General features: G+C 61.4%; 15 protein-coding genes. 13 read left to right on the top strand and 2 right to left on the bottom strand.

The genetic code is table 11. The features are described from left to right. Window positions 1-158: 158 nt before the first annotated feature. Window positions 159-779: a DUF3043 domain-containing protein gene (locus tag BW14_RS10835; protein WP_140490589.1), complete on the bottom strand. Its 621-nt coding sequence runs from the start codon at window positions 777-779 to the stop codon at window positions 159-161. Between the two features lie 94 nt (window positions 780-873). Between BW14_RS10835 and BW14_RS10830 the strand changes: the two genes are divergently transcribed. From BW14_RS10830 to BW14_RS10815, 4 genes are all read left to right on the top strand, one after another. Next, on the top strand, window positions 874-2241 hold the full coding sequence (locus BW14_RS10830) for a dipeptidase (protein ID WP_140490587.1): 1368 nt from the start codon (window positions 874-876) through the stop codon (window positions 2239-2241). Window positions 2242-2572: 331 nt separating this feature from the next. Continuing rightward, window positions 2573-3172, top strand: coding sequence for an ECF transporter S component (locus BW14_RS10825; protein WP_140490585.1), 600 nt, complete (start codon window positions 2573-2575; stop codon window positions 3170-3172). Next, entirely contained in the window at window positions 3172-4650 is a 1479-nt protein-coding gene (locus BW14_RS10820; protein WP_181162377.1) for an ABC transporter ATP-binding protein, read from the top strand. The genes BW14_RS10825 and BW14_RS10820 overlap by 1 nt, the downstream gene beginning before the upstream one ends. 130 nt (window positions 4651-4780) lie before the next feature. Beyond that, window positions 4781-5599: an energy-coupling factor transporter transmembrane protein EcfT gene (locus BW14_RS10815; RefSeq protein WP_044088605.1), complete on the top strand. Its 819-nt coding sequence runs from the start codon at window positions 4781-4783 to the stop codon at window positions 5597-5599. 914 nt (window positions 5600-6513) lie between these two features. On the opposite strand, the gene BW14_RS10810 is transcribed toward BW14_RS10815, so the two are convergent. Beyond that, window positions 6514-6969: a hypothetical protein gene (locus BW14_RS10810; RefSeq protein ID WP_052382070.1), complete on the bottom strand. Its 456-nt coding sequence runs from the start codon at window positions 6967-6969 to the stop codon at window positions 6514-6516. Window positions 6970-7182: 213 nt separating this feature from the next. Between BW14_RS10810 and BW14_RS10805 the strand changes: the two genes are divergently transcribed. From BW14_RS10805 to BW14_RS10765, 9 genes are all read left to right on the top strand, one after another. After that, the gene (locus tag BW14_RS10805) at window positions 7183-7881 is read left to right on the top strand and encodes a hypothetical protein (protein ID WP_140490583.1); all 699 of its coding nucleotides are present in this window, start codon (window positions 7183-7185) and stop codon (window positions 7879-7881) included. A gap of 45 nt (window positions 7882-7926) precedes the next feature. After that, a complete protein-coding gene (locus BW14_RS10800; protein WP_044088601.1) occupies window positions 7927-8796 on the top strand; it encodes an RNA methyltransferase in 870 nt (289 codons plus the stop codon). Window positions 8797-8859: 63 nt separating this feature from the next. Next, entirely contained in the window at window positions 8860-9927 is a 1068-nt protein-coding gene (gene pheS, locus BW14_RS10795; RefSeq protein WP_044088600.1) for a phenylalanine--tRNA ligase subunit alpha, read from the top strand. Window positions 9928-9934: 7 nt separating this feature from the next. Beyond that, window positions 9935-12544, top strand: a complete 2610-nt coding sequence (gene pheT / locus BW14_RS10790) for a phenylalanine--tRNA ligase subunit beta (RefSeq protein WP_140462510.1) — start codon at window positions 9935-9937, stop codon at window positions 12542-12544. 56 nt (window positions 12545-12600) lie between these two features. Beyond that, on the top strand, window positions 12601-13233 hold the full coding sequence (locus BW14_RS10785) for a DUF4190 domain-containing protein (protein ID WP_140490581.1): 633 nt from the start codon (window positions 12601-12603) through the stop codon (window positions 13231-13233). Window positions 13234-13398: 165 nt separating this feature from the next. Then, the gene (argC, locus tag BW14_RS10780) at window positions 13399-14493 is read left to right on the top strand and encodes an N-acetyl-gamma-glutamyl-phosphate reductase (RefSeq protein WP_140462508.1); all 1095 of its coding nucleotides are present in this window, start codon (window positions 13399-13401) and stop codon (window positions 14491-14493) included. After that, window positions 14490-15665, top strand: coding sequence for a bifunctional glutamate N-acetyltransferase/amino-acid acetyltransferase ArgJ (gene argJ / locus BW14_RS10775; RefSeq protein WP_140490579.1), 1176 nt, complete (start codon window positions 14490-14492; stop codon window positions 15663-15665). Before argC ends, argJ begins: the two co-directional genes overlap by 4 nt. Before the next feature lie 143 nt (window positions 15666-15808). After that, entirely contained in the window at window positions 15809-16765 is a 957-nt protein-coding gene (argB, locus tag BW14_RS10770) for an acetylglutamate kinase (protein WP_044088594.1), read from the top strand. After that, window positions 16755-18062 carry an acetylornithine transaminase gene (locus BW14_RS10765; RefSeq protein WP_044088592.1) on the top strand — a complete coding sequence of 436 codons (1308 nt, stop codon included), beginning with the start codon at window positions 16755-16757 and terminating at the stop codon, window positions 18060-18062. Before argB ends, BW14_RS10765 begins: the two co-directional genes overlap by 11 nt. Window positions 18063-18078: the final 16 nt, after the last annotated feature.

Here is an 18078-nt window from a genome sequence, read left to right as displayed (position 1 = left end):
TAATAAAACTCCCCTCAACCGAAGCGAGGGGAGTTGATTCATTACATAACAGAGGTATGAGGAGTAGACACTAGTATGGCTCCCCTTGTCAGGGGAGCTGGCCCGCGAAGCGGGACTGAGGGGTAGTGAATTCGTCAACGAATTTCTGATGAAGGATGCTAGTCCTCGGGCCAGTGGCCGCGCTTCGGATAGCGCGGCTTCGGCAGCCTCCAACGACGCATTTGAATGGAGCGGCTCCAGGCGTAGGTGAGCGAGCGGGAACCCTTGGCCACGGATGCCTCGCCGTACTTGGCGATCAGCTTCGGCTTGAGCTTGCGCCACATCAGCCAGACGTCGATGATGATCGCAGCCAGATAACCGTACATGATGATCATCATGATCAGCGACGCCCAGGCGTTCGGGAAGAGCGAGGACACGACCATGGACACGATCAGAATGCCGAACGCCACCGGGATGAACCATTCGCCAAGGTTGATGCGGGCGTCCACATAATCACGGATGTAGATGCGCCACGGAAGACGTTCCGCCTTGGGCATGTGGTTGATGTCGCCCTTCTGCATGGCCTCGTATTCGGCGTTCTCGCGTTCGCGCATGCGGGCTTTGGCGGCTTTCGCGCTGGCCTTGCGATCCGCAGGTACCAGCGGGCGGATGCCTGCGGCCTGTGCTTTCTTCATCTTCGGTGTCGGACGGCCCTTGCCTTCGGACGGATTCTTCTGTGGTGCGGCCTGCTCAACAGGAGTCTGGGCCTCTTCCTTCTTCTTGAACGGATTCCATGTCATGCTTAGAGGTTACGGTGACGTTCAGACACATGTTCCTTGGGCGTAACCATTGCAATGACGCCTTTTATATGACTGATATATAAGGAGGACACACATGGCAGGACTCACCGTAGACGAGGTTCGCGCGCGCGTCGAAGCCGATTGGGACCGTATCGTCGAAGTGCTCAGGCGCAAGATCGCCTTGCAGTCCGTCTCCGCCAAAGGCATCACGGCAGACCATATGAAGCGTTCTGCCGAGTTCGTGGCCGAGGAGCTCAGACTGGTGGGCGTGGACGCGAAGGTGGTGCAGGCGTCCAATGAGGATGGCACCCCGGGCGCGTGGGAGGTCATCGGTTCTCGTATGGTCAGTCCGGACGCCCCGACCGTTTTGCTGTATGCCCATCATGATGTCCAGCCGGTGCCCGATCCTGCCGAATGGGACACCGACCCGTTCGTGGGCACTGAAATCGACGGACGGCTCTATGGCCGTGGATCCGCCGATGACGGCGGCGGCATCGCCATCCATTCCGGTGCGCTCAAGGCGCTTGGCGACGATCTCAAGGTGAATATCAAGGTGTTCATCGAGGGGGAGGAGGAGATGGGCTCGCCGAGCTTCATCCCGTTCATCAGCGCCCATAAGGACGAGTTCGACTCCGATGTGATCATCGTGGCCGATTCCGGCAACTGGTCCGCCGAAATCCCGTCCCTGACCACGTCACTGCGCGGCAACACCTGCGTGGACGTGACCGTGCGCGGACTGAAGCATCCGGTGCATTCCGGCCAGTACGGTGGGCCTATTCTTGACTCGAACACGCTTGCTGCCATGCTGATTGCCTCCCTGTATGACGAGAATGGCGATATCGCCGTGCCGGGCATCGCCGCGCAGGAGCCGGTCGGAGGCCTGCAGCAGGACGTCGACGAAGCCGGCGTGCGCGCCGATGCGGGCGTGGTCGATGGATACGTGCTCGCCGGTTCCGGCTCCTTGGCATCACGTCTGTGGACCAAGCCGAGCCTGACGGTGATCGGCTTCGATGCGCATCCGGTGGACGGCTCGTTCAATGTGATCGCCCCCGAGACCCGCTTCCGCCTGTCCCTGCGCACAGCTCCGAGCCAGCGCCCCGAAGAAGCTCAGGATGCGTTGGCCGAGTTCCTGCTGTCGCATGCTCCGTTCGGCGCTGAGATCGAGGTGACCAAGCTGGAGAACGGCATGGGTTGGGCCATGGATCCGGACGCCGTGGCCACCAAGGACGCGCTCGAAGCCATGGAGGAGGCATTCGGCGTCAAGCCGATCAATCAGGGTCAGGGTGGCTCCATCCCGTTCATCCCCGAACTGCAGCGCCTGTTCCCGTCCGCTCAGGTGCTGGTCACCGGCCCGGAGGACCCGAAGGCCAACGCCCACAGCCCGAACGAGTCCATCTCGCTGTACGGCTTGAAGCACAACGTGATCACCGAGGCGCTGCTGCTCGACAAGCTCGGCAGGTAGCGGCTCACGAAAGGCTCGCGGGCCTTGCGCCGGATGTCGGCTGTGTGATCATCGCGATGGCTGACACTCATCGTGATGATCACATGATCCGGGAAGGCACCGGTTTCAGGATTCCTCTATTGCCTTTGGCGGCGGCTTGCCTTATAGTCGGGGAGTTGACACGGGAGCTGCCGAAGGGCGGCTGAGAGGAGACGCTGAGTCTCGACCGATGGAACTTGGACGGGCAATGCCGTCCACGGAATTGTCGCTCTTACATACCCGTGCCTGAACCCGATGTGATACGCGGCCACTATGCCGTGAATCGCATGAGAGAAGAAGGAAAGGCACAATCATGGCTGAAGCCGTCGCCAAAGCAAACTACAAGTGGCGCGTCGTGGATATCGTCGTCGCCGCCATCATCGCCGTCGCATCCGGCGTCATCTTCTGGGGTTGGGACATCGTCTGCGCAGCCCCCCTTGCCCTGTTCGAAGCCGTCACCCCGGGCTTCGAAGGCCTGCTCAACGGCTTCTGGCTGTTCGCCGGCCCGCTGGCCGCCATCATCGTGCGCAAGCCGGGTGCCGCGCTGTTCGCCGAGACCCTTGCCGCATTCCTCGAGCTCACCTTGGGCAACCAGTGGGGCGTCGGCGGCTCCCTGATCGTCGGCATCATGCAGGGCCTGTGCGCTGAGATCGGCTTCGCGATCTTCATGTGGAAGAAGTGGAACATCGTCACCACCATGCTGTCCGGTGCCCTCGCCGGCGTCGGCTGCTGGGCCTACTACTGGATGACCAACCCCGGTTGGAACGCGATGCGCGTGACCTGGTACCTGGTCGGCTCCATCATCTCCGGCATCGTGCTCGCCGGCGCGCTCATGTGGGCGCTGCACAAGGCCATCGCCGCTACCGGCGTGCTTGACCGCTTCGCCTCCGGCCGTGCCGAGGCGCGCGTCTGATGCGCATCACGCCCGCCCATCTCGAGGCAAAGCAGTGGGGATGGCGTCACGCCACACGAAAGGACTTTGCCCTGCGCGGGCTTGACTTCGACATCCAGCCCGGCGAGCATGTGCTGCTCCTCGGCGCCTCAGGGGCGGGCAAAAGCACGCTTATGGCCGGATTGGCCGGCGTACTCGGCGGATCCGACGAAGGTGAGCAGGAAGGCTCCCTGACCATCGACGGCATCGAGGCCGGCATTGCCCGCGGCAAAGCCGGCCTCGTGCTGCAGGACCCGGATTCGCAGATCATTCTCGAGCGCGTGGGTGATGACGCGGCCTTCGGCTGCGAGAACCTGAACATCCCACGCGATGAGATCTGGCGGCGTGTTCGCGAATCGCTCAATCTGGTCGGTTTGAAGGACATCGACCTCGACCGTTCCACGCGCCACCTGTCCGGCGGGCAGCGGCAGCGCCTCGCGCTAGCCGGCGTGCTCGCCATGCAGCCCGGACTGCTGCTGCTCGACGAGCCGACAGCGAACCTCGATCCCGATGGCGTGGTCGAAGTGCATGATGCGGTGCGTGACGTGCTCGCACGCACCGGACAGACTTTGGTCGTCGTCGAACACCATATCGACGTGTGGATGGATCTGATCGACCGCGTCATCGTCATCGGACACCCGGATCCGGACTCGCCTGTAGGCGGCATCATCGCCGACGGCAGTCCGGATGAGGTGTTCGGCCGATACGGCGATCTGCTCGCCGGCGGTGGCGCATGGGTGCCGGGGCGGGCGATTCCCGACCGTAAGCCGAAGGACAACGCCTCCTCGGGCGACAGGCCGGCGCTCATTACCGAAGACCTGAGCTTCGGTCGCGGAACGGCACTGGGCGAGCATATCGACCTCGCTTTCCAATCAGGCGAGGTGACGGCCCTCATGGGTCCGAATGGTGCCGGCAAATCCACGCTCGCATTGACGCTTGCCGGCCTGCTCGAACCGCTGAGCGGGCACGTCCGTGTTCGCGCGGACATCGCCGACGGGGCTCGAGGCGATGAGCCGAACCGTTGGAAAAGCCGTGAACTGCTCGGACGCATCGGCATGGTCTTCCAGGAGCCGGAACACCAGTTCGCGGCGCCGCTCGTACGCGACGAGGTCGCCATCGGCCCCAAATCGATGGGCGCGGACGATGCCAAGGCGTACGCCATCGCCGACGAGATGCTCGAACGCATGAACCTGAGCCGTTTCGCCAAAGCCAACCCGTACACGCTGTCCGGCGGCGAGAAGAGGCGGCTGTCCGTTGCATCGATGCTTGCAAGCGCGCCGAAGATCCTCGTCATGGACGAGCCGACGTTCGGACAGGACTTCACCACATGGACGGAGATGGTCGACCTCATCGCCGGCGTGCGCGACCGAGGTTCCGCCGTCATCGTCGTCACGCACGATGAGGCGCTCGTCGAAGCGTTGCACGCGCGACGCATCATGTTCGGATTCGCGGGGGAGTGAACTGAAAATGACTGGGACGGACAGGACGATAGCGTTGGCCGTGGCGGATGAGACAAGAGCTGGCACAGGTGTTGGCGCGGCGGCTGATGTTGTTCTCGCTGATCGGACGGTCGGCACGCCCAAGAATGACATGGTGACCGTCACGCCGCCATCCGCGCGGAATGAACCGGCGAAGCCCGCCTCGCCATCATGGTTCATCGCGAAAGTGAACCCGGTGGCGCGCATCATCGGCGCGCTGCTGCTGTGCATCCCCATGTTCGTGAGCCTCGACGTGGTGTCCGCATCCGTGGCGCTGGGACTCGAGGTCATACTGCTGTGGATTGGAGGCGTGAACCCGCTGCGCGTCTGCCGCAGTACATGGCCCGTGTGGATCGCTGCGGCCGGCGGATTCATCTCGGTGCTGCTCTACGGTCGCACCTCCGGTGCGATCCTGTGGTCCGCCGGCTGGATCGTAGTGTCCGAGGGATCCGTATACCTCGCGTGCGCCACATTTCTGCGCGTGCTGGCCATCGCCGTCCCCGGCGTGGTGCTTGCGCTCGGCCTTGACCCGACCGATCTGGCCGACGGCCTCGTGCAGATCCTGCATTTCTCCCCGCGCTTCGTCTACGGCGGTCTGGCCGGCATGCGCATGTTCACACTGCTTCAGGACGATTGGCGTGCGCTCGGTCTGTCGCGGCGCTCGCGTGGTCTTGGCGACGGCAACGCCATACGCCGCGCGTTCTCGCAGGCGTTCGGCCTGCTCGTATTGTCGATTCGCCGTGCGACGAAACTCGCCACCGCAATGGAGGCGCGCGGATTCGGCGGCACAGGTCCCCGTTCGGCGGCCCGCGTCTCGCGCCTCAACCCAATCGACGCCGTGTTCTGCGTGATCTGTCTGTTGATTCCGCTCGTCGCGCTCGGTGTCGCCGTGCATGCCGGCTACTGGCATTTCGCCTTCCAAGGCGTGTGAGCATTGCCGACGCGACTGTGATCCGCAAGTCGTGGGACGCACAGCCATGATTCATGGAGCTAGCCGGTGATTTCGTGACCTCGTGGTCTTTCGCACATCATGATTATGGGGCTCGATGAAGCGCAGAACCGTCTTCTAGCGTATTCCCCGGGTAATGGACTCGCCCCTTGGATCTCCGATGGATTTCGAACAACCCATAGGACGCATTGGTATTTCGTGAGCTATTGGAGTGCGTTGCAGGTATTTTGTGTACTCGTAGAATCCGTTGCAGGTGATTTGTGTACTTGTAGAGCCCGGAAATCTCCGTACAAGTACACAAAACACCTGCGACCTGTTTTCAAAGCACTGTTTCACCTGCATTCCGCCTCGTAAAAGTGCCTGTTCCGCCTGCAACGGGCCGCAGGAGCCGACGGGAACCGCCTCAGGCGACGCCTTCAACGACATGTTTCACCTGCGACGAGCTCCGGATTCATGCCGTCGTCGATGGTTGTGTTGCGGCGCGCAGGTCGTTGCGTCGGTGTCTGCTCAGCCGTTGGCTGGTTGTGAACACCTACTTGTGACCATCTACTGAAACGTCGCGTAGCCCGGGGAGATCGAATGCTTCCTGATGGGGTTCGCGCGAGATCATCGGTTCTCCTGCTCTTTAGAGCCTCGTGTGATTGAATCTTCGCGTGGTTCCTGGGAGTCATTTATGGCCGCTCTGATCGTCGAAAGACAAGATTTTCCCGTCCTTCATATTCATGAGGCCGGCTGCCTGCACTACGGGGTCCTTGCCGCCGATCAGCGTTTATGGTCCTTGTCATGTGGATGCCGCCATTTACACCACACAGACAAGTAGGCGATGAGTCCCCCTAGGAAAGGCAGGAGATTAACTAACTTCATGATTTACCTCCGCAGATGAATAAAGAACCTGTTCAGCAGTGACTTGAAACCCACGTCCAGAAGAATGCAAAACCAAATCCCACCAACACAGCGATGGCGGGATTCGCCCCGACAAGACTCAATGCGGCTTGCCATGCTGCGTCATGACCAGCTCCTATGGCGGCGACAAGATACGGGCATACATCATGCGTCGTAATTCTCGACTGTGCACTGTTCACAAGTTCCTGACGTTGTTCCGCAGGAATTTTCTCAAGCTCATTTGCCGCATTGGCGACTACCGCAGCTAGGGATTCAGTGCGAACGGCACCATTGAGATCCTTGACCGTAACGATTCCTGTGTCGTAGTTGATTGTTGCGGTCAACGTACCTTGCCCATCCACTTCGACGGTCGAGGTATTTTCGCCGTGAAGCTCTCCTCCGAATGCCGCAGGTATGGACTCTTTTGGCATTTCGCTGATTGCAATCTCTGCCGCATCTGCTGATGTCATCGGCACGAGTCCCTAAACTAGCGCTACGGAGAATGAGACTACCAGAGCGAGTATCCCACGTGCCGATTTCATAAGACGAGCCATTGATGCCTCCGATACTCCATCGCCTTAGTAGGCAGTGTATCCATTATTTATTAGGCAAGTAGCACATCGCTTGTCTGGTAAAAAGCATATCAGATTGATACCGCGGCGATTCCAGTCAAACAGAGAATCGTGGATAATCTTGCCGAATGTGGGATAAAGGAATATGCCGATGACTCGTATTCGGTGTTTTCTGGTTCACTGGCTATTGAGGACTTTTGTCATATGCTCAAGGATGAGGCCGGCTTGGGGGATCCGGACTTGACGTGGAGGGAAGCGGCAGCACCTTTTGCCCGTGTAAGTACGTCGCATGAGATCGACTATGCGAAACCATTGAACGTCTCGGCTCAAGCGCCGGATGCCCACGCCGTGAAAACGCTTGAGAAGATGTTCAGCGTCTTCCAACCCATCAAGGAACTGGAAGCGACAGCCTTGGATGCGCGGAATCGATACGAGGTGATGCGTAGAGCGGCAAGTATGGGGCTTTCCGATTACATATCATTGAGAAGCAAACGGGATCGGAAGAATGCGCAAGCGCAGCTGAAGATGGCTGAACGAGAACTTAACGATTGCCGATATGGGACAGACCGGAACGTTGAGTTCAGAGGAGTGGAACAAGGCGGGAGAACTCAATGGCACCGTCCAACGACTACAGGCGCAGATCGACTCCTGGGACAAGACAGAAACATTGAAAACGAAGATGCAGTAGACATCCGCGGAACTGCAGGCACAACGGCCGAAGCTCATCGTACAGTGGTCTTCCTGAATGCCGATGAGCGGACGCTCTATGGCAGACGATGGAACAAGATCGAAGAACAAGAGGAATTGTGACTACGCGAGGGGCTCTGCGGTAGGCGTGACGGTAGGCTGGAATCCATGCCTATCAATGCCCAGATTCTCGACAATCCGAAATCCGACCGAGTGCGCCGCATCGCCGACCTCGTACGCGACAAAGGCCGCGAACGCTCCGGACGCTTCCTCATCGAAGGCCCGCAGGCGGTGCGCGAAGCCGTCACCTGGAGGCCGGACGTGGTGCAGGATCTGTACGTAGAGGTCTCTCAGGCGCTGGAACATCCGCGCATCATCTCGTCCACGTTGGAAAAGATCGTGGACAAGTCGCAGGATTCCACAATCTATGTGCACTATTGCAGCGGCGACGTCATCCGTCATATCAGCAAGGATGCGCAGGGCATTCTCGCTGTGGGCAACGCGCGCGCGATGCAATGCGACACCGAGGATCTCAAGCTGGGCAGGAAGCCTCATATCGCCGCGTTCTGGCAGGTGCGTGACCCGGGCAACGCCGGCACGGTGATTCGCGCTGCCGACGCCGCCGGCTGCGACGCTGTGGTCTTCGTGGACGATTGCGTGGACCCGTTGAACCCCAAGGTCATCCGCTCCACCGTCGGCTCCCTGTTCCATCTGCCCGTGCTGCACATGGGCACCGACGAGTTCTTCGGCTGGGCGAAAGACCACGATATGGACGTGTGGGCCGCGGATGTGTATGGCACCGAGGACCGCAGGCCGGAAAGCCTGCCCCAGGTGCTCGCCGACCCGGCGTCGGCAGACGAGGCCAAAGCCGTGCTGTTCGGCAACGAGGCGCGTGGATTGGAGCCGGAAATCCTTGGAAAATGCGATCGGATTGTGTCCATTCCGTTGTATGGCAAGGCCGAGTCGCTGAACCTCGGCACCTCAGCCGCAGTCATGCTGATGAGCTTGGCTATGTCGGGTCATATTGAAACAATGTGAGTTTGGAAAACGCTGCAAACAACAGAAAACCGCGTTGAGGAATCATCGAACGAAAGGGTTCTCGTGGCAGAACAAGTGGTGTTCGACGCCGACCAGGTGACCGCTGCGGTCGCCGAGGGCATCGAGAAAATCCAGAACGCCTCCGATTTGGAGGAGTTGAAAGCCATCAAGACGAAGTACGCAGGAGCCGAGTCCGCAATGACCCAGGCCAGCAAGGCCATCGGTTCATTGCCTGTGGATCAGAAGAAGGACGCCGGCAAGCTGATGAGCAAGCTGCGCGCCGACTTCGGCCGTGCCTACGGGCCGAAGGAGATCGAGCTCAAGGAAGCAGCTGAGAAGGCGGCGCTCGCAGCCGAGACCGTGGATATGACCCTCCCCGTGGACCGCAAGCCGCTTGGCGCGCGTCACCCGCTGGCCAAGCTGATGGAGGATGTCGAGGACTTCTTCATCTCCATGGGCTGGCAGATCTCCTCCGGTCCGGAGATTGAAGCCGAATGGTACAACTTCGACTCCCTGAACTTCGGCCCGGACCATCCGGCCCGTCAGATGCAGGACACCTTCTACGTCAAGGGCAACCAGGCCAAGGACGCCGCCGGCTTCGTCGGCTCCAATATGGTGGTGCGCACGCAGACCTCCTCCGATCAGGTTCGTGCCCTGCTCACCCGCGGCGTGCCGCTGTACATCGCCAGCCCGGGACGTGTGTTCCGCACCGACGAGCTGGACGCCACGCACACCCCGGTGTTCCACCAGTGCGAGGCGCTTGCCGTGGACAAGCACCTGACCATGGCCGATCTCAAGGGTGTGCTGGACAAGCTCGCCGTGGCCATGTTCGGTCCGGAAGCCAAGACCCGCCTGCGCCCGAGCTACTTCCCGTTCACCGAACCCAGCGCCGAACTCGACCTGTGGTTCCCGGATAAGAAGGGCGGCCCCGGCTGGCTCGAATGGGGCGGCTGCGGCATGGTGAACCCGAACGTATTGAAGTCCGCCGGCATCGATCCCGAGGTCTACACCGGCTTCGCCTTCGGCGTGGGCATGGAGCGCACGCTGCTGCTGCGCAGCGACATCAACGATATGCACGACCTGGTCGAAGGTGACGTGCGTTTCGCCGAACAGTTTGTGATGGGGGAGTGATTCAGCCATGCCTATGATCGACATTGATTGGCTCAAGGACCATGTCGAGGTTCCCGAAGGACTGACCTACGAGCAGCTCGCCAAGGATCTGGTCAAAGTGGGTCTTGAGGAAGAGGAGATCCACGCTTCGCAGGTGACCGGTCCCATCGTGGTCGGCTATGTGGTCGACGCCACTCCGGAACCGCAGAAGAACGGCAAGATCATCAACTGGTGCCATGTGGACTGCGGCGATGAATGGAACGAGACCGACGAGAACGGCAACAAGGTGCCACGTGGCATCATCTGCGGCGCTCCCAATATGAGAGCTGGCGAGAAGGTCGTCGTCACGCTGCCCGGTGCCGTGCTGCCCGGTGATTTCAAGATCGAGCCGCGCAAGACCTATGGCCACATCTCCAACGGCATGTGCGCTTCCGAGCGTGAGCTCGGTCTCGGGGACAACCACAACGGCATCATCCTGCTGCACGAGTATGGCTTCACCGAAGCCGAATACGAGGCGTTGCAGCCCGGTCAGGACGCGATGCATCTGCTGCATCTCGATCAGCCGTTGCTGGAGATCAACATCACGCCCGATCGCGGATACACGCTGTCCTATCGTGGTGTGGCCCGCGAATACCATCACTCCACGGGCGAGCCGTACACCGATCCGGCGGTGGCGCTGAACGAGAAGGCTCCGGAACCGGCCGACTACGCACCCGGCACACAGCTTGACATGGATATCGAGATTGAGGACAACAATCCGATTCATGGCGTCCCCGGCTGCGACCGGTATTATGCGCGCGTGGTGCGGAACTTCGATCCGACCGCCAAGACCCCGAACTGGATGCGTCGCCGTCTGACCCGTGCGGGCATGCGCTCCCTGTCTCTGGCTGTGGACGTGACCAATTACGTGATGTTGGATCTCGGACAGCCGATGCATGCCTACGATCTGGATAAGCTCGAAGGCCCGATCGTGGTCCGTCGCGCGAATGCGGGCGAGAAGCTCACCACGCTTGACGGCAAAGAGCATGAGCTGAGCGTCGAGGACCTGCTGATCACCGATTCGCCGAATGGCGCCCGTGGCTCCCGCATCCTCGGCCTTGCCGGTGTGATGGGTGGTCTGTATGGTGAAGTGACCGCCGATACCAAGAACATCCTGCTGGAGGCCGCGCACTTCGACCAGGTGACGATCGCCCGGTCCGCGCGCCGCCACAAGATCCCCTCCGAGGCGTCCCGTCGATTCGAGCGCGGCGTGGACACCGCTCTGCAGCCCGCAGCGGCCCAGATGGCGTCCGAGCTGCTCGCCAAGTACGGCAACGGTGAGCCCAGCGAACACCCGAATGACGTGAATAACACGGTTCGCCCCAAGGTCATTCATTTCAAGGCCTCCGAGGTGGCGCGCGTTGCAGGACTCGACGTGGACATCAATCGTGTCTCCGATATTCTCACCGACATCGGGTGCACTGTGGCCGGTGGCGGCAACGGCGAATTCTCCGTGACCCCGCCGACATGGCGTCCTGACCTGAATGCGCCGTGCGATCTGGTCGAGGAGATCGCCCGTCTGGTCGGCTATGACCAGATTCCCGTCACTGTGCCGCCTGCTCCGGTCGAGGGATTGGTCGGGCTGACCCCGAACCAGCTGCGTCGCCGTCGCATCGCCGACGAACTGGCCGAATACGGCATGGTGGAGGCGCTGAGCTACCCATTCGTGGGCGACGAGGATTACAAGGCTTTCCGCTACGACGCCGAACAGACCAAGAAGGTCAGCGTGGAGATCGCCAACCCGCTGTATGGTGACCGTCCGTATCTGCGCCGCGACATCTTGCCGACCCTGGCCACCACGGTTCAGCGCAACATACGCCGTGGCATCGAGAACGTATCCCTGTATGAACTCGGCCATGTCTATCTGTGGAACCCAGACGCCCCCGCCATTCCGGCGTTGCCGGGCGGCGTGCGTCCGACGGATGAGCAACTTGCCGCGCTCGACGCCGGTCTGCCGGATCAGCCCGACCATGTGGCCGGCATCCTGACCGGCCTGGCCGAGGATTCCGGCTGGCTCGGTGACAAACGTCCGGTGGATTGGTCCGACGCCGTCGAGGCTGTGCGCCGCATTGCTGGTCGTATTGGCGCTGTGATCGCTTTCGACCAGCCCAAGGCGGACGATGTGCCTGCACAATGGCATCCGGGTCGTGCCGCCCGCGTCAAGGCCGGCGAAGTCTTCGTCGGCTGGGTGGGCGAGCTGCATCCGCGCGTCAACGAGGCGCTCGGTTTCCCCGAGCACTCCGCGGCCTTCGAACTGAACCTCACCGACCTGTTCTCCACGCTGACGGGCAAGCCGGTTCAAGCCAAGCCGATCTCCACGTTCCCGCCGGTCAAGCAGGATCTGGCCTTCACCGTGGATGACACGGTGAGTGCCGCACAGCTCGAGGATGTTATTCGCAAGGCCGCAGGCGCCAACCTCGAATCAATCGAGCTGTTCGACGTCTTCACCGGCGAGCAGGTGGGCGAAGGCAAGAAGTCCCTGGCCTATGCCGTCGTCTTCCGCTCCCCGAGCAAGACGCTATCCGCAGAAGACAGCGATGCCATCCGTCAGGCCATCGTGGCCGAAGCGGCGCAAATCGGTGCGCAATTGCGCGCCTGACCCACTGGTGGCCTGAACCGCAGACCACCTCCAGCAAGTCGAATCAAAGGAGCACCATGAACCAGCCGGAACAGCAATCACCGCAATACGGGCAGTACAAGAAGCCTGAATACGGTGCGATGTCTGGCCAGTACGGGCCCAACTACAACCCGTATATCTATGGTGCTCCCGATCCCGACCCCAACCAGCAGCAGGCCGACGGCACACAGAATGCCGGAGCTGCACAGTCCCAGAATGCGCAAGGGTATTATCTGGGTGGCTACCCGGGCGTTCAAGGGCAGCCCTACAATGCAGGCAATCAATATGGCAATCAATTCGGCGGGCCCGCGAACCAGGGTGCACAGCCTCATCAGCCCCGATACTATAACGGTGTCGATCTGAACGACCCCAATCAGAACCCGTTGTATGGGCATTGGGATTCGTATGCGATCATCTCATTCGTGTTGGCGCTCTTCTTCCCGGTACCGGTGCTTTCTGCGCTGATGGGCATCGTGGCCATGTGGCGCACCCGCACCTTCCACATGAAGGGTTTTGGCCTGGCCGTGGCTGCAGTGGTGCTCAACGTGCTGTACACGTTGGCGGTGCTGTGGATGACGTTCAACGGCTATGATCCGATGACTCTGTATCAGGATGCCCTGCAGCAGTTTGTCGGCGGCTCGGGATCATCCGGCGATTCCATCTCCGCCTGATTCGCCATTGCCTGTTGAGGCCGGAATCAGCAGACATCCGATTGTCGTGGTCGTCCATGTTATGACGCCCCGATGATGCCGTCCAACACACCATTGCATAACTATGCATAAGTTTGCATAATCATGTATACTCGTCTCTGTTGCTTCAATGGAAAAGAGATGAGTATGCCGAAATATTCAGTGGCCGTGGCTGGTGCCACGGGATATGCCGGAGGTGAGGCGCTGCGCATTCTTGCGGCCCACCCCGACTTCGAGGTCACATGCGTGGCCGGCCATTCGTCCGTGGGGGATTCCATGGCGAAACATATGCCGCATATTCCCCAGCTTGCCGATCTGACGGTGGAAGACACCACGCCGGAGGTGCTGAACGGCCACGATGTGATCATCCTCGCGCTGCCGCATGGCGCATCGGGCAAGCTCGCGGCGCAGCTCGACCCCGATGCGGTGGTCGTCGATCTTGGTGCCGACCATCGCCTTGAGAAGAGGTCCGCTTGGGATGAGTTCTATGGTGGCGATTTCTATGAGCATTGGACATACGGCATGCCCGAGCTTATCACCGGCAAGAACCCGGACGGTGCGTACACCCGGCAGCGCGAGGCCCTGCCCGGTGCCAAGCGCATCGCCGGACCGGGCTGCAACGTCACCGCCACGACGCTGGCATTGCAGCCGGCCATCGCCGAGGGGCTCGTGGATTCCAAGGATATCGTGGCCGATCTGGTCGTAGGCTATTCCGGTGCCGGCAAGAACCTGAAACGCACGAATCTGCTCGCTTCCGAGGCGTTGCAGTCCGCCTTGCCGTATTCGGTGGGGGGAACGCATCGTCATATCCCGGAGATTCTGCAGAACTTCGCCCATGCCTCCGGAGCGAGTGCTGCGGCGGCCAGTGAATTCACGCTTGGATTCACACCCATTCTGGCGCCGATGTCACGTGGCATTCTCGCCACCGTCTCCGCCCGCATGAACGCCAAGGCCCTCGCCATGAGCGACGCGGACATACGAGCCGTATGGTCCAAGGCATATGAGGGGCAGGACTTCATGGTGCTGTTGCCGGAAGGCATGCTGCCGGCAACCGGCAACATCATCGGATCCAACGCCGCGCACCTGCAGGTGGTCGTGGATCGCAGGTCCCAACGTCTGTACGCATTTGCGGCCATCGACAACCTGAACCGTGGCACAGCCGGACAGGCCGTGCAATCATTGAACATCGCACTGGGCCTGCCTGAAGACGCAGGTCTGACCAAGATTGGAGTAGCACCGTGAGCGTTACCTTTGCCCAAGGATTCTCAGCCGCTGGCGTTCAGGCCGGCATTTCCGCAGTCGCCGGCAAGAAGGACCTGGCCCTCGTGGTCAACAATGGACCGTTGGATGCCGCAGCGGGCGTGTTCACTTCGAACCGATTCTGCGCCGCTCCCGTGCAGTGGAGCCGCGGCATCGTCGCGGACGGTCACGTCAAAGCCGTGATCCTCAATTCCGGCGGTGCCAATGCATGCACCGGGGAGGCCGGATACGCCCAGTCAAAGGCCACTGCGGAGAAGGTGGCCTCATTGGTCGGCGTCGAGTCCGATCGGGTGGCGGTGTGTTCCACAGGCCTGATCGGCGAACTCCTGCCACTTGACCACGTGCTGGATGGCGCCGAGAAAGCCTACGCCGCGTTGGCGGACACTGCGGATGCCGGTGCGGACGCCTCCCATGCCATCATGACCACCGATACCAAGCCCAAGACGGTCGAACTGACCGGCACTACCGGATGGAAGATCGGTGGCATGGTCAAGGGATCCGGCATGATCGCGCCCCAGCTGGCGACGATGCTGTGCGTCATCACCACGGACGCCGTGGTCTCCGCCGGACAGTTGCAGGCGGCGCTGACGGTGGCCGCCGAACACTCCTTCAACCGCATCGACGTGGACGGCTGCATGTCCACCAATGACACGGTGCTGCTGCTCGCATCCGGTGCCTCCGGCGTGGAGCCGGACAAGGACGAGTTCAACGATCTGGTCCGTCAGGCATGCGCCAGCCTCGCGCGACAGATCATCGGCGATGGCGAGGGCGCGTCCCATGACATCCGTATCACCGTCACCGGCGCCACCAGCGAGGAAGCGGCGTTGGCCTGCGGCCGTGCCGTGGCCGCCTCGAACCTGCTCAAATGCGCGATCTCCGGCAACGACCCGAATTGGGGCCGAATCGTCAGCTCGCTGGGTACCGTGCCCGAGGATGTGGCGCCGTATGATGCCGACAAGGTGACCGTGGACGTGAACGGCGTGCGCATCTGCGAGAACGGCGGAGCCGGACGCGACCGCAGCGAGGTCGATATGACCCCGCGGGAGGTGCACATCGATATCGATCTGAACACCGGTTCGGATGCATGCGCCACGGTCTGGACCGACGACCTCACCCATGAGTATGTCCATATCAATGCCGATTACGAAAGCTGAGCAATGGTCGTGCGAGGGTTGAACCGGTGTTCGTTGTCCGACACGCTCCGGGCCGCTCAGGCCAAGTCCTTACGGTCGGACAACGAGCACCGGCATCAAACCCTTACTCGGTTGAATACATATGAGGGGAAAACAGTAGATTTATGGCTAGTGAAGTAAAGGGACCAGGGTTCCACTTCGACGTGCATACGGATCTGCGCGCCGATCAGAAGGCGGAAGTGCTCATCGAGGCTCTGCCGTGGCTGGAGGAGTTCGCCGGCCAGCGCATCGTGGTCAAATATGGCGGCAATGCCATGGTGGACGAGCATCTCAAGCAGTGCTTCGCCGAAGACATGGTGTTCCTGCGCCAGGTCGGCATCCATCCGATCGTGGTCCATGGTGGTGGCCCGCAGATCTCCCAGATGCTGAAGGCGTTGGGCATCAAATCCGAGTTCAAGGGTGGACTGAGAGTCACCACTCCCGAGGCCATGGATGTGGTGCGTATGGTGCTGACCGGCAAGGTCTCCCGTGAACTGGTTGGCCTGATCAATGCGCACGGGCCGCTGGCGGTTGGCTTGTCCGGTGAGGATGGGGGCTTGTTCTCCGCGACGCAGCGCAAGCCGGTGATCGACGGTCAACCCACCGACATAGGTCTGGTCGGCGACGTGGTATCCGTGGATGCCTCCGCCGTTGAGGATCTTGTGGCGGCAGGCCGGATCCCGGTCGTCTCCTCGGTCGCGCCGAACGAGGAGGACGCCACCGAAGTGCTCAATGTCAACGCCGATTCCGCCGCCGCGGCGCTGGCTGCGGCGGTAGGCGCCCACAAGCTGGTGATCCTGACCGACGTCGACGGCCTGTACGCCGATTGGCCGGACCGGAACTCGTTGATCGGACGCATCGGCGTGGAGAACCTGAGGGACATGCTGCCCGATCTTGAGTCCGGCATGCGCCCGAAAATGGAGGCGTGCGTGCGCGCCATCGACGGCGGCGTGCCACAGGCCCACATCATCGACGGTCGCAAACCGCATTCGATCCTGAACGAGATATTCACCTCCGCTGGTATAGGCACCATGGTCGTGCCCGAGGACGGACTGGAAATGAGGAGCTCTTATGTCTACTGAACAGCCAATCGAGCATAAGGAAACACTGGGGGACGAAGACAGCAAATGGCTGGGTGAATACTCCCGAGTGCATATGAACGTGTTCGGTACGCCGCTGCGTGTCATGGACCATGGCCAAGGTGCACACCTGTGGGATGTGGATGGCAACGAATATCTGGACTTCCTCGGGGGCATCGCGGTCAATTCCCTCGGCTATGCACACCCCAAGTGGGTGAAGGCCGTATCCGAACAGGCCGCGAAGGTAGCCCATATCAGCAACTATTTCGCCTCCGAGCCGCAGATCGAACTTGCCGCCAAGCTGGTGAAGCTCGCGGGCGCTCCGGAAGGCTCCAAGGTGTACTTCGGCAATTCCGGTGCCGAGGGCAACGAGGCCGCATTGAAGCTCGCCAAACTGTACGGCCGCACGTTGCCGGGCGCCCTGCCCTCAGTGGGGGGCAAGCCGGCACGCATCATCGCCATGACCCAGGGATTCCACGGCCGTACCATGGGCGCTCTTTCCGCGACGTGGAAGCCCGGTATCCGAAAGCAGTATGACCCGTTGGTGCCGAATATCGAGTTCGTGCGCCCAGGTGACAAATACGCCCTGCACGACGCCTTCGCGCAGACCGGTATCGGCCATTACGGCAAGGGTCCGGTCGCCGCAGTGATCCTGGAGCTCATCCAGGGCGAGGCCGGCGTCAAGCCGCTGGGTGCCGACTATGTGCGATTCGTGCGCGAGATGTGCGACATCAATCACGCGCTGCTTATCATCGACGAAGTGCAGACCGGCATCGGCCGCACCGGCGCATGGTTCGCCTTCCAGCGCGAGGATCTGGCCGGCGGCGTGGTTCCGGATATGGTCACCTTCGCCAAGGGTGTGGCGGGCGGTTTCCCGATGGGCGGCATGATCGCATTCGGCGCCGAACTCGCCGCGTTGTTCACGCCGGGTTCGCATGGCTCCACATTCGCCGGCAATCCTCTGGGCGCCGCGGCGGGCCTCGCCACACTCGGAGTCATTGAGGAGGATGATCTGGTTGCCAATGCCGAAGCGCGCGGCAAGCAGCTGCGCGAAGGCATCATGGCCACCGGTAATCCGCTGTACGTGTCCGTGCGGGGAGCGGGGCTTCTGGACGCCGTGGAACTCAAGCACCCGTGCGCGCACGCGGTGATGAACTACTGCCTCGAGCACGGGCTGATCGTCAACGCAGTGGCACCTGACGCGCTGCGGTTCGCCCCGCCGCTGATCGTCACCGAACAGGACGTTGACGAAGCCCTCGCCGTACTCAAGACCGTGCCCGTTGATCTGCCCAACGACTGATTGCCGAACCGTAAAG

Origin of the sequence: Bifidobacterium sp. UTBIF-68 (assembly GCF_006408855.1) — a bacterium.
GTDB lineage: Bacteria > Actinomycetota > Actinomycetes > Actinomycetales > Bifidobacteriaceae > Bifidobacterium > Bifidobacterium reuteri.
Note: the sequence above shows the minus strand (reverse complement) of the source record. Positions and strands in the feature narration are given on the sequence as shown.